At 62.8% G+C, this 11,770-nt stretch carries 11 protein-coding genes and 1 pseudogene; 7 read left to right on the top strand and 5 right to left on the bottom strand.

The annotated features are described in order from the left end of the window. Window positions 1-220: 220 nt before the first annotated feature. A pseudogene (locus P3T24_RS06020) lies at window positions 221-677 on the top strand (response regulator). Window positions 678-683: 6 nt separating this feature from the next. On the opposite strand, the gene P3T24_RS06015 reads toward P3T24_RS06020, so the two are convergent. From P3T24_RS06015 to P3T24_RS06005, 3 genes are all read right to left on the bottom strand, one after another. Beyond that, the gene (locus tag P3T24_RS06015; RefSeq protein WP_429433113.1) at window positions 684-1,304 is read right to left on the bottom strand and encodes a transcriptional repressor; all 621 of its coding nucleotides are present in this window, start codon (window positions 1,302-1,304) and stop codon (window positions 684-686) included. Between the two features lie 90 nt (window positions 1,305-1,394). Beyond that, entirely contained in the window at window positions 1,395-2,057 is a 663-nt protein-coding gene (locus P3T24_RS06010; protein WP_074268282.1) for a glutathione S-transferase family protein, read from the bottom strand. A 23-nt stretch (window positions 2,058-2,080) separates the two neighbouring features. Beyond that, the gene (locus tag P3T24_RS06005) at window positions 2,081-2,707 is read right to left on the bottom strand and encodes a glutathione S-transferase family protein (RefSeq protein ID WP_429409440.1); all 627 of its coding nucleotides are present in this window, start codon (window positions 2,705-2,707) and stop codon (window positions 2,081-2,083) included. A gap of 167 nt (window positions 2,708-2,874) precedes the next feature. Here P3T24_RS06005 and P3T24_RS06000 point away from each other — a divergent pair, with 167 nt between their 5' ends. Genes P3T24_RS06000 through P3T24_RS05990 form a run of 3 tightly spaced genes read left to right on the top strand, consistent with a single transcriptional unit; the run spans window position 2,875 to window position 6,908 of the window. Next, complete coding sequence (locus P3T24_RS06000; protein WP_429433111.1) at window positions 2,875-4,539, top strand: ATP-binding domain-containing protein; 1,665 nt, start codon at window positions 2,875-2,877, stop codon at window positions 4,537-4,539. A gap of 60 nt (window positions 4,540-4,599) precedes the next feature. Then, on the top strand, window positions 4,600-5,109 hold the full coding sequence (locus tag P3T24_RS05995) for a molybdopterin-dependent oxidoreductase (protein ID WP_074268285.1): 510 nt from the start codon (window positions 4,600-4,602) through the stop codon (window positions 5,107-5,109). Next, window positions 5,079-6,908: an ATP-binding response regulator gene (locus tag P3T24_RS05990; protein WP_074268286.1), complete on the top strand. Its 1,830-nt coding sequence runs from the start codon at window positions 5,079-5,081 to the stop codon at window positions 6,906-6,908. Before P3T24_RS05995 ends, P3T24_RS05990 begins: the two co-directional genes overlap by 31 nt. A 94-nt stretch (window positions 6,909-7,002) precedes the next feature. On the opposite strand, the gene P3T24_RS05985 is transcribed toward P3T24_RS05990, so the two are convergent. Beyond that, complete coding sequence (locus tag P3T24_RS05985) at window positions 7,003-7,857, bottom strand: helix-turn-helix domain-containing protein (protein ID WP_074268287.1); 855 nt, start codon at window positions 7,855-7,857, stop codon at window positions 7,003-7,005. Between the two features lie 474 nt (window positions 7,858-8,331). Between P3T24_RS05985 and P3T24_RS05980 the strand changes: the two genes are divergently transcribed. After that, window positions 8,332-8,982: a C39 family peptidase gene (locus tag P3T24_RS05980; protein WP_074268288.1), complete on the top strand. Its 651-nt coding sequence runs from the start codon at window positions 8,332-8,334 to the stop codon at window positions 8,980-8,982. Between the two features lie 475 nt (window positions 8,983-9,457). Continuing rightward, on the top strand, window positions 9,458-9,730 hold the full coding sequence (locus P3T24_RS05975; protein WP_074268289.1) for a hypothetical protein: 273 nt from the start codon (window positions 9,458-9,460) through the stop codon (window positions 9,728-9,730). Window positions 9,731-9,764: 34 nt separating this feature from the next. Here P3T24_RS05975 and P3T24_RS05970 read toward each other — a convergent pair whose 3' ends face one another. Next, a complete protein-coding gene (locus tag P3T24_RS05970; RefSeq protein ID WP_429433108.1) occupies window positions 9,765-10,502 on the bottom strand; it encodes a FadR/GntR family transcriptional regulator in 738 nt (245 codons plus the stop codon). 239 nt (window positions 10,503-10,741) lie between these two features. Between P3T24_RS05970 and lhpH the strand changes: the two genes are divergently transcribed. After that, window positions 10,742-11,749 carry a trans-3-hydroxy-L-proline dehydratase gene (gene lhpH / locus P3T24_RS05965; protein ID WP_429433106.1) on the top strand — a complete coding sequence of 336 codons (1,008 nt, stop codon included), beginning with the start codon at window positions 10,742-10,744 and terminating at the stop codon, window positions 11,747-11,749. Window positions 11,750-11,770: the final 21 nt, after the last annotated feature.

Raw genomic sequence — 11,770 nt, 5'->3', positions numbered from 1 at the left:
CGCAAGCCTTATGCGACGGCGCTGTGCGGCCCACTCACGAGCAAGCGCCGCACCCCTCGCGCAGACAAGGCACGTGATGTGCTATTACCGGATCACCCGGACGAGGGCGTATTTGCCGGAAGAATGCAACTCGTCGTGCGAAACCGAGTCGGAGCTTGCGAGCGATGCATCATGTGATGTACGCCCGCTCCACGAAGGCCGCGGCAAAGCGCGCGATACAATGGCTGCCTTATCGGGCCTAACCTGCTTTATAGCAACAACGCAAAATGAACGGAGTGTTGAGACTCGATCAGGCAACGATCGTGCTCGTCGAGGATGACCTGCAAAGCAGGGAATCGTTGACGCACCTGCTTGAATCGGAGGGCGCGCATGTCGTCGCAGTGGCGGATGCGGAAGAGGGCGTCGAAGCGGCGCTGCGATTGTTACCCGATGCGGTGGTTTGCGATCTCGAACTGCCCTGTATGGACGGTTTCTATCTGATCCAGCGGCTTCGCGATCACGAGATTCGCGGCGATCATTCACCGGCGGTTGCGGTGGCGCTGACCGGCCACACTGACGATACTTACCGCCTGCGCAGCATCGGTGAAGGCTTCCAGCATTTCATGACCAAACCGGCCCGGCCGGATGATCTGGTCGAATTGCTACACGATGCGATAGACGCCCGCGCGGCGGGCTGAGCGCTTTCAGACGCCGCTGCCGCTCGCTGCCGCGGCGGCGCTGGCTTCGACGGCCTGACAGTCGGAGCACAGGCCTTTCAGTTCGATCTCCTCGCTGGCGAGGCGGTAGCCTGCGTCCTGAATCTGCAGCACCAGCGCCTGCCGCAGTTTCGGCTGATGGAGTTCGGTGACGTTGCCGCACTGCTGGCACACCACCAGAATGCCGTGCTGACATTGCGTCAGATCGTGGCAGACAGTGAACGCATTGATCGATTCGATTCTGTGTACGAGCCCCGCGGAGAGCAGGAAGTCGAGCGCCCGATACACCGTCGGCGGCGCGGAGCCCGGGTGGATCTGCCGCATGTCGTCGAGTAGCGAATACGCCTTGGTCGCGCGGCCCGACGTCAGCAGCAGTTCCAGCACCTTGCGCCGGATCGGCGTGAGTTTCTCGCCGCGTTCGCGGCAATATTCCTCAGCCAGCACCAGCGCCGCTTCGGGCGAAGCGGCCCGGAGATGCCCGTGGTCATGCTCGTCGCCGTGGGCGTGATGATCCGCATGGGGATGCGAATGATCGTGCGCACTCTTGTGTGCGGTGTCTTGGGCAGGGGCGGTTTTTTCGGCAACCGCGGCGGACTTGGCGTTCTTCATAAAGCAATTATAAGGTCCATCGCGGTTCGGCGTAGCAGGTGGGATACCCGTTCTTCGGGAGAGGGAATCTCTGCAGAGTCACCGCTCGGCTTAGTCCAGCTTCGCCGCAAAGCCGCGTTGCACGCCGGGCCGCGCAAACAGCGTGTCATACCAGCGCCGCACGTTCGGATAGGTGGCGAGGTCGACCTTATGGCGTTCGTGCCGCCACGCCCAGCCTAGAATCGCGAAATCCGCCACGGAAAGCTCGCCTGCGACGAACTCCACTTCGGCGAGCCGCCGGTCGAGCACGCCATACAGCCGGTTGGTTTCGTCCGAGAAGCGTTTGAGCCCATAGCGGCGGTCGTCTTCCGCTTCGAGCGCGGCGAAGTGGTGCACCTGGCCCGGCATTGGACCGAAGCCGCCCATCTGCCACATCAGCCATTCGAGCACCGGTATCCGCTCGCGCAGACCGGCGGGCAGGAACTTGCCGGTTTTCTCGCCCAGATAGAGCAGGATCGCGCCTGATTCGAACACGCTGACCGGGCCGCCGCCTGCGCCGTCCGCACCGCTCATGCCGCCCGCAGCGGCGGGGCCGTCGGGATCGACGATGGCCGGAATCTTGTTGTTCGGACTGATGCGCAGGAACTCGGGCCGGAACTGCTCCCCCTTGCCGATGTTGACCGGTACGACGGTGTAAGGCAGTTCCATTTCTTCGAGGGCGACGCTGACCTTGCGGCCATTCGGCGTACCCCAGGCGTAGAGCGTGATTGTCATATCAGATAGAAAGAGGATGCCGTTCAGGTCAGCGGAAAATCGACGTACTTCTTGAAGCCAGTGCGGGTGGCGAGACGCGAATACCAGCGTTCCAGATTCGGCAACGGCGGACGCTCGACACCGTCCAGTCCAAACCAGCGCTTTGCATACGAGCCGATCACGATATCGGCCAACGTGCATTTTTCGCCTTCGAGGAAGAAACGGCCCTGCAGATGCGTGTCGACCAGCTTCCAGAGTTGCGTGACGGCGGCAATGTCGGCGGCGAGTTTGGCCTCGTCGCGCTCGGCGGCGGGCGTACGCACGATGGACCAGAACACCGGGCGTTCGGCCGGTTGCAGGGTGGAAAGCGACCAGTCCAGCCAGCGGTCGATACTCGCACGCTGTTTGGGCTCCGACGGATAGAGCGGGCTTGCCGGCGCGTACTCCATCACCAGATAGCGCAGGATCGAGTTCGATTCCCACAGCACGAAATCCCCATCGACCAGCGTCGGAACGCGGCCAGTGGGATTCATTGCCAGATACTCCGGCTCGGTGTTACGCCCGAAGTGCAGGCCCGCGTCGATGCGCTCGTACGGCAGCACGAGTTCGTCGCAACACCACAACAATTTCTGGACGTTGACCGAGTTGGCGCGTCCCCAGATCGTAATCATCCGGCAGATCCTCTTTTCATGGTTGGCAAGCCGCACCTGTGTGCGGCGTTCAACGGGTAACGATACACGATGCAGCCTGTAATTGCCCCTCCATTAGCCGAATGGCCGATGCCGGAAACGCATGCGCGTTGCGTACAATGCTGCATCCGAACATGACGAGGCACCGCATGGCCCGCATTGTCCCCGACGACTGGAAGAACCTCGCTGCTACCGGCGCCGCCGCGCGCGAACGCGAGACGCTGGCATTGCTGGAAGAGGCGTTGCCCGACGCTTACACCGTCTACCACGGCGTGCACTGGACGCGGCTCAACCAGGGTTTTTCGGTGTTCGGCGAAGCCGACTTTGTGATTGTCGGGCCGTCCGGACGGCTGATGATCGTCGAGCAGAAAACCGGCTTCCTGCGCGAGACGCCCAAAGGGCTCGTCAAGGTCTACCTGCAGACCGAGCGGAATGTGGCGATTGCGCTGGCACGGACTATCGAAAGCATGCATCGGCGTTTTACGGCGGCCTTCGGCGCGGGCACCTATTTCATCGAGGAACTGCTGTACTGTCCGGACCACATCGTCAAAGACACGGCGATTGCCGGAGTGAACCCGGCGCGCATCGTCGACGCTACGCGCAAGGAGCGCCTCGCTGCAATCATCCGCGAGGCGTTGCCGGCCGACGAACCGCGCCTTGCCTGCGCCACCAAGATCCATCACTTTCTCGCGGACGAACTGGCGCTCTCGCCCGATGCCAGTGCGCTGGTCGGTCAGGCGGGTACGCTCGTCACACGTCTGGCCGGTGGTCTGGCCACCTGGGCGCGACGGCTCGAATTCACGCCGTTCCGGCTGCGCGTCGCCGGTACGGCGGGCTCCGGCAAGACGCAACTGGCGGTGCAGGTAATGAAGGACGCGGTGGCGCGTGGACAACAGCCGTTGTACGTGTGCTTCAACCGGCCGCTCGCCGACCACATTGCCCGCGTGGCGCCACCCGAGGCGAAGGTGGCGAACTATCACCAGTTGTGCGACTGGATTGCGCGCGACGCCGGACGCGCGCCCGACTTCCAGTCCGCCGATATCTTCGACCAGCTCGAAAGGCTTTTTGTCGACACGCCGATCGACGCACGCTGGCAGTTCGACGTCTTGATCGTCGACGAAGGCCAGGACTTCCAGCAGCCATGGGTCGCAGCACTCGAACGGCTGCTGCGTCCGGGCGCGGCATGGTGGTGGCTCGAAGACCCGTTGCAAAACCTCTACATGCGCGAGCCGGTCGAGCTGCCCGGCTGGACCACGCTGAAGGAAACCACCAACTACCGCAGCCCGCGCGACATTCTCGACTACCTGCGCGACGTCGTGGGCGCTGAAGTGCCGCTCGCGGCGGGGCTCGCCTCGGGCAGTCCGTTCGACGGCTCGGATCTGTCGCTCTCCACTTACGACGAAGCGCACGCGGCCGAGGGCTGCATCGACGCCACCAAGCGCGCGATCACCCAGGCGCTCTCGCTAGGCTTTCGCAAGCAGGACATCGCCGTGCTGTCGTTCCGCGGACGCGAAGGTTCGGTGTTGACCTCGCTGGACCAGCTCGGACCGCATCGGCTGCGCAGCTTTACCGGCAAGTACGATCTGTTCGGTAACCCGGAGTACCGCGAAGGCGACGTGCTGCTGGAGTCGATCTACCGCTTCAAGGGACAATCGGCGCCGTGCGTGATCCTGACCGAGGTCGATTTCGACACCTTCGATGAGCGCAGTGCCCGCAAGCTGTTCGTCGGCGCCACGCGCGCGACGATGAAGCTGATCGTGGTGGCCTCGCAGCGCGCGTCGCGTCATCTGCGGATGGCGGACGGCAAGGATTGAGGAACAGCAAGCAGAGCAGGTCACGACAGAACAAGAAAACAGACGAAAAAGGCCGTTGAAATGCACTACCAGAAAAATGGCGCGCGCTGGATCGCGTGCCTCGCCATGGCGTTAGCCGCGGGCTTCGCCCAGGCCGCCGCGCTCTCGCTCGACGTGACGGGCGCCGCCACTGCAGCGAACGACCCGGCACACCCGGCGCAGCAGGTGTACCACCTGACCGAAGAACAGCTTCTCGCGCTGCCCGCGCATTCGATCACCACGTCGACCTCGTGGACGCCCCGCGCGACCTTCACAGGACCGTTGCTCGCGGATATCCTGAAGCTGGTCGGCACTCACGGCAGCCAGATCGAAGTCCATACGCTCGACGACTACATCGAAACCATACCGGTTTCGGACTGCGCTCGTTACGGCGTGATCGTGGCGTATAGCATGAACGGTAAGCGTCTGAAGGTCAGCGACTTCGGACCGCTGTTTCTCATCTATCCGCGCGACGCCTTTCCAACCGAACTGTCGGGTGCCGACGCGGACTCAAAATTCGTATGGCAAATCAAGGGCTTGATCGTCAAGTGACACCGCATCGGCCGCGCCGCTGGCTGCTGGTGGCAGTCTGGGTCACTGCGCTCGCGGCGCCGGTGGGGGCGATCGGCTACCTGATGTACGCCAATCTGCTCAACCCGCGTTCCACGGAATTGCTGGCCGGCACATACGATGGTTTCTATTGGGACGCCGCACAGCTGCAAATTGCCTACGCGCGCCTCGAAAACCAGCTGCTGCTCTACCGCAACGGCACCGATGCCGATTACCCGCGACTGCAACTGCGCTACGAAGTGCTGCAGTCGAAGCTGCACGTAATGGCCGGCTCGACGCGCATGCTGATCGATCAGGTCGCTTTGCTGCAGCGCCAGGAGGGCGAAATCCAGACGCTCGAGCACACGCTCGACCAGCTCGAGCCCGACATCGCAGCGCTGCCGCAGGATTCCCGCCGAGCTGACCGGATAGTTGCCACGCTGCGAGCGCATTGGCAGGAGGTCAACGATCTGGCCTTGACGCGCCGCTTCGCCGACGTAGCCGACCGCGAAGCGCTGACCCGCGACTTCATCGACAAGCGGCGCATGTTGTTCGCGGCCGGGATCATGCTGGTGCTGCTATCGGCCGCGGCCACCCTGCTGCTCGTGGTGAACGGCCGGCGCCGCAGCCGCCTGATCCGCCAGCAACGCGCGGCGCTCGAAGCCGAGCATCAGGCAACCCGCGCGGCCCGTGAGGCGAGTCTCGCGAAAGACGCTTTTCTCGGCATGATCAGCCACGAACTGCGCACGCCGCTGCACGCGATCGTGTCGTCGATCGAACTGCTTGGCTTTAACTTCCAGTCCGAAGCGGACCGCAAGGTGATCCAGCGGCTGGAAAGCGCGGCGCGCCACCTTGAGGCGCAGATGCGCGACCTCACGGACTACGCGCGCCTCGGCGCCGGCAAGCTCGAATTGCGTTACGAGCAGTTCGAGCCGCGCGAGCTGCTGGCTTCGATCGTCGACGAACATTCGCCGTCTGCGCTCGCACGCGGGCTGACGCTCGCGAGCGAGGCGAGCGGTCTGACCGGGCCGGTCGATTCCGACCCGCACCGGATCCGCCAGATTGTCAGCAACCTGGTGACCAACGCGATTCGCTATACCGAGAAGGGCTCGGTGCGGGTGCGCCTGGTCCAGCGGCTGGCTGTGCTCACTATCGAAGTAAGCGACACGGGGCCAGGTGTGCCGCCCAAGCAACTGCCTCTGATGTTCAAGGAATTTACCCAGCTCGACGGTTCACGCACGCGCCGCTTCGAAGGGGCGGGTATGGGCCTCGCCATCGTGCAGGGGCTGCTGAAGCTGTTCGGCGGCAGCGTCGCTGTGGAGAGCGAAGTAGGCAAGGGCACGACCTTCACGGTCACGATTCCGGTGGGCCCGGTCGAGCCTGCCGCGCAGCCCGACGCGAAGGCGGCCAGCGCCCAGGAAGGCGAGCGCTCGCAAGTGCTGATCGTCGACGACAACGGCCTGATTCGCGAGTCGCTGCTGGAAATGATCGCGCATATGGGCTACGACGCGACGGCCGTCGCGAATGCCAAAGATGCGCTCGCCTGGCTCGACGTGCGCCGCTGCGATGTGATGTTGCTCGATCTGCATATGCCGGATCAGGACGGCTACGCGTTCTTCGCCGAATTCACGGCGCGCGGTGGACCGTCGGCAGGCGCACCGGTGATCGCGATCAGCGCGTATGCACCCGAAGCGCCGCCAACCGACACGGCGCCGTTTTTCGAGTATCTGGTGAAGCCGGTGCACTACGAACAGTTGCGCTCGGCGCTGCAACGCGCGCTGGCGGCGCGTAGTGTGGTCTGAGGGTAGTCTGAGGGCCGAGCGTACATGGTGGCTTGCGCCACCGCGTGCCCGGCCATTCATTCATCCATTCATTCGCCCACGCTTGCCGCCGCTCTCAGGCCCGGTTCAAACGCTTCGAAAGATCGGCCACCAGAATCGCCATCCGCGCCGGCTTCTCATAGCACGCCACGTTGTAATTGCGAATGATCTCGCTGATCTCGGACTCGCTGGCCTTGCCGGTCAGCAGTTCGCCGGTCAGCACGAACACGGGCGCGTCCGGGTTCTCTGAAGCGCGCACAGCGCGAATCGCTGCGGCGGAAGTCTGATTGCCGAATAGCCAGTCGATCACGACACCGTCGAACACCTGCGTCTGCAACTGCTCGACGAACGCGGCCAATCCGTAGATCGCGACAGCGGCGAAGCCGCTGCGATCGAGATAGTCGCGCAAGTTGTCGGCAGAGGACTGGTCGTCGTCGACCACGGCGATCAGCGGTTTGTCGGCTTCCGCGCGGCGCGGATAGATCTCGATCTTGTGGACTTCATAGGCGCTTTGATACAGCGCGCCGTCATGACGCGTGACGCGCCATTGTCCCAGTTTCGAATACGCAATGAACTCGGGCCGGCTGCCGGGTTCGATCGCGGCGCCCACCCAGGCCGTGCAGGCGAGTTCGATGCCGCCGATGGAGAACACCGCCTCCTGGGCGACCGCGCCGACCATGCCCGGGTCGAGCGTTTGCGCGCCGAACAGTTGCGCAGCCGGCTCGCCGAATACCTCGGCGACTTTCTTGATCTGCGATAGGGTCCAGGGGCTATTGCCGCGTAACTTGCGATGCCCTTGTGAAAAACTCAGGTCGAGAATGCGGCACAGTTCCGTGGTCTGTTGCCGCTTTCCGATGCCGTGACGGCTCATCAACTCGCGCACGCGTTCCGCGACTGCGATGGAGTCAGGTGAGGTTGCTTCGTTGGCCATGCTGCGTGGAAGTCCGTCTTTATAAATAGTATCGGGTGAAGGACGCGTGAGGCTTGACGGCGATGGGTTGCATCACCTTCTTTGCGAGCCGACCGGCCACGCATGGGAGAGCAAATGTACAGCAAAAAAACGCGGCGTTGCTGCTTTTGTGCAGCAGCCACGAAACTGCCTGAGTTTGTCTCCGGGATTCTCAGTCAAGGACAGGCCGGCCCATTCCGGACGGCGTCTGTCCGATGCGTCTTGCGTATTTTAGCGAGGAAACCCCGTGCCACATGTAATGAAATGTGATCCGATTGTGGCGTGCGTCGATGATCGCCGTGTGAATGGGCGTATGAATCGATGTATAGGTCGCCGCACGAATTTGCGCGGCTTCGTCGGACGATATTCTGCGTTCAATAATCCGCAATAATGAGGTCCATTGCTTCATTCCGTGACTACCGTCCTATCCATCCCGACGCTATCTCAACGCCATTCATGAAAGACAACAAAACCCTGCGCCATACCGGCGTGCCGTACTACTCGCAATGGGGCAGCCCCGAATGGGTGCGGCCGATCGTCGAAGAAGACGCCGATCCCTGCGACGACCCTGCATGGCAACGCAGCGGCTTCACCGAGCGCGAGCATTACCGTTTCTGGGCGCAACGTCTGTGCGGCCTGACGTGTCTCGAGTCCGCCCTGGACTTCTGGGATATCGGGCATGCGCCACGTGCTGCACTGCTTGACGAGGCATTGCGCCACGAGGTGTACCGGATGCGCGAAGACGGTGGTGTCGATGGCCTGATTTACCGGCCGTTCGCCAGTTGGGCCGAGCAGGCCTTCGGTTTGCAAGTCGAGGTGTTGCCCGAAGCTACGCTCGAGGAGATCGCGGCGCGCATCGATACCGGGACGATGGCGATCATTTCGGTGAGCCCGGAGATCCGTCGCCCGCATGAGCCGAATGCGCAGCGCGGCGGTCATCTGATCCTGCTGCATGGACGCGACCCCGACGGCGTCTGGTTTCACAATCCATCCGGTATCGCGCCGTATCAGAGCGATGTGTATATGCCGTTCGGAACGGTTGCGCGCTTTTACGCGGGGCGCGGTTTGACGCTTACGCGTCCCGCCAACCACCAGGTAGCCAGCTAACGGGCCCGTGGTCCGGTCACGGTCGCCGCGTCGTTACTCAGTTTCCGGGTCCGTTTTCTGCTGAAGAAACAGGCGGGTGGCAGGCTGCCGCGCAGCTGATCAGCGCTGCGGGGTGGAGTGGGGACGCTGGACGAGATGCTCCTGCAGACCTTCTTCGTGGCCGGCCGCCAGCATCACCTGATACAGGCTGTGCCGCTCGGAAGAACGCCACATGAGGCGAGCGAGGCGGCTTAGGGTCGCCCGCAGCGACGGCGCCGGCCCGCGAGTGATAGCAGGAACGGCGCGGGACGAAATGGATCGGCTGGACATCGCGGCACCTGTCAAGGGATGAGATAAGGGTTAATACCTAAGTGTTTCCCATTGTAGGTGCGTCAAAAAGAATAGTGTGCGGTGCAGCAAAATTCTTTCCTTTCCGTTCGTACCGTCCTGGGCGAGCCTGTATCGGGCTTGGGCTGACTTGATAACCGGAGCGGATATGAATCGATACAGAGCCTTGCTTGCAGCCAGCCTGACCGCGCTGGTAGCCGTCAGCGGAGCGCACGCAGCTTCGCAGGATGAACAGGAAAAGGCCTGCCGTGGCGATGCGATGCATTTTTGCAGTGCGGAAATTCCTAACAAGCAGAAGATCACCGCCTGCATGAAGCAGCACGTCAGCGAACTGAGTCCTCCCTGCCGGGCAATGTTCAAGGAAGGAGATCATTCCTCCGGCAACTCGGGGAATTCCGGCGGCGCTTCCTCGGCGCAATAGTCGTTCGAACGGTCGAGCGAGCGCGCTGTGAAGCTCACTTTGGGGCGATATCGCGGCGCACGCGCATGATGTGCTGCTCGACGTAGAACGCCGCAGCGTCCGCATCGCCGCCGACAATCGCCTCGTAGATCATCCGGTGTTCGGATACGTACAGGCGTATCCGGCCGGCGTCGTAGATGCCGTCGTCCTTGAGCCGCTTCCAGAGCGGCTGATCCATCGTTTTCGCCACTTCCTCGGCGATTTTCACCAGCAGCGCATCGCCGGTCATCATCGCCAGTTGCCGGTGAAACAGGCGGTCGCTGTTATTCCACAACACGCGCTGCGCCGGATCGGTGATGTCGGCAATCGAATCCATCTGCGCAAGATAGTGCTCGGCCAACTCGTCACGCTGCGCGCGCGCCGCGGCGCGCCGGGCAATCGCCGGTTCGAGGATCAGACGCACATCGAGCGTCGAGGTTGGGCTGGCATCCGGATCGGCCAGCGACGCGGCGTCTGCCGGCGCCGCCGCGAGACGCTGCAACGCATCGGCGCAGACATAGGTGCCCGAGTTGCGGCGCGTGATCACGAGCGCCTCGTTTTGCAACGCGCCGATCGCCTCGCGCACGGCCGGGCGTCCCACGCCAAAACGCGCTGCCAGTTCCCGCTCCGACGGCAGGCGCGACTCGACGGCGAACTGCCCGCTGCGGATCTCCGCGCGGATGCGCTCGGAGACCTGTTCGTAGATCTGCTTTGGGCGGAACGTGCTATCCATAGCGAGGGCGGAGTTGACCATGAGCGCCTGTCTGTTCGCGGGTTCGTCGTGGATCGGAGGGAGCGGGGAAGTTCAAATGCTACGTTCCCCCGTGATCCCGATTCCAACCAGTTTAGCGCAATGATTTTGAAATTGGTTGATGTAAAACCAAAGCTGGTCTACATTTTGATCCAGTATAAGACTGACGGAGACAATGGGATGGTTCACAGCGAGGCATTTTCGGCCTTTGGGTCGCACGCGCGAGAGGGTTGCCAGGCGTCATGAAACTGAATCGCGTTATCAGCACGGTCGAAGTGCATACGGGCGGCGAACCGTTTCGGATCGTCACCAGCGGACTACCCAGATTTCCCGGCAAGACGATTGTCGAGCGGCGCACCTGGCTCAAGGAACATCACGATCACCTGCGCCGCGCGCTGATGCTCGAGCCGCGCGGCCATGCCGACATGTACGGCGGCTATCTGACCGAACCAGTCAGCGAGGGCGCCGACTTTGGCATCATCTTCGTGCACAACGAGGGCTATAGCGACCATTGCGGCCACGGCGTGATCGCGTTGGCAACGGCGGCGGTAGCGCTCGGCTGGGTCGAGCGTACTGAACCCGAAACGCGCGTGGGTATCGACGCGCCGTGCGGCTTCATCGAGGCCTTCGTCAAATGGGACGGCGACCACGCCGGCAGCGTGCGCTTCGTCAATGTGCCTTCGTTTATCTGGCAGCGCGATGTGACGGTGAATACGCCGGGCTTTGGCGCCGTGACGGGCGATATCGTCTTCGGCGGCGCGTTCTATTTCTACACGTCCGGCAAACCGTTTGATCTGAACGTGCGCGAAGCGGACGTGGACCGCCTGATCCAGTTCGGCGCCGAAGTAAAGCGCGCGGCCAACGAGGCGTTCGAGGTCGTCCATCCGCACATCCCCGAAATCAACCATATTTACGGCACGATTATCGACAACGCGCCGCGTCACACAGGCTCGACGCAGGCCAATTGCTGCGTCTTCGCCGACCGCGAGGTGGACCGCTCGCCGACCGGCTCGGGCACTGCGGGACGCGTCGCGCAACTGTACCTGCGCGGCGAACTGGGGCGCGACGAAACGCTCGTCAATGAATCGTTGATCGGCACGATTTTTCGCGGCCGGGTGCTGTCCGAAACGAAGCTCGAGCGCTTCGATGCCGTGATTCCGGAAATCGAGGGCGACGCGCATATCTGCGGCTTCGCGAACTGGATCGTCGACGAACGCGATCCGCTGACGTATGGCTTTCTCGTGCGCTAAACCGCGCACGCCGATGGAGAA

The sequence above is a fragment of the Paraburkholderia sp. GAS33 genome, from assembly GCF_050436645.1.
Lineage (GTDB): Bacteria > Pseudomonadota > Gammaproteobacteria > Burkholderiales > Burkholderiaceae > Paraburkholderia > Paraburkholderia phenazinium_B.
The sequence above is the reverse complement of the archived record's forward strand: the minus strand, read 5'-3'. Positions and strand labels throughout refer to the sequence as shown.

What these genes read in the sequence shown, in the direction of transcription:
- P3T24_RS06015 (WP_429433113.1), bottom strand. Translation starts at nt 1,304, where the DNA reads ATGAAGAACGCCAAGTCCGCCGCGGTTGCCGAAAAAACCGCCCCTGCC.
- P3T24_RS06010 (WP_074268282.1), bottom strand. Translation starts at nt 2,057, where the DNA reads ATGACAATCACGCTCTACGCCTGGGGTACGCCGAATGGCCGCAAGGTC.
- P3T24_RS06005 (WP_429409440.1), bottom strand. Translation starts at nt 2,707, where the DNA reads ATGATTACGATCTGGGGACGCGCCAACTCGGTCAACGTCCAGAAATTG.
- P3T24_RS06000 (WP_429433111.1), top strand. Translation starts at nt 2,875, where the DNA reads ATGGCCCGCATTGTCCCCGACGACTGGAAGAACCTCGCTGCTACCGGC.
- P3T24_RS05995 (WP_074268285.1), top strand. Translation starts at nt 4,600, where the DNA reads ATGCACTACCAGAAAAATGGCGCGCGCTGGATCGCGTGCCTCGCCATG.
- P3T24_RS05990 (WP_074268286.1), top strand. Translation starts at nt 5,079, where the DNA reads ATGGCAAATCAAGGGCTTGATCGTCAAGTGACACCGCATCGGCCGCGC.
- P3T24_RS05985 (WP_074268287.1), bottom strand. Translation starts at nt 7,857, where the DNA reads ATGGCCAACGAAGCAACCTCACCTGACTCCATCGCAGTCGCGGAACGC.
- P3T24_RS05980 (WP_074268288.1), top strand. Translation starts at nt 8,332, where the DNA reads ATGAAAGACAACAAAACCCTGCGCCATACCGGCGTGCCGTACTACTCG.
- P3T24_RS05975 (WP_074268289.1), top strand. Translation starts at nt 9,458, where the DNA reads ATGAATCGATACAGAGCCTTGCTTGCAGCCAGCCTGACCGCGCTGGTA.
- P3T24_RS05970 (WP_429433108.1), bottom strand. Translation starts at nt 10,502, where the DNA reads ATGGTCAACTCCGCCCTCGCTATGGATAGCACGTTCCGCCCAAAGCAG.
- lhpH (WP_429433106.1), top strand. Translation starts at nt 10,742, where the DNA reads ATGAAACTGAATCGCGTTATCAGCACGGTCGAAGTGCATACGGGCGGC.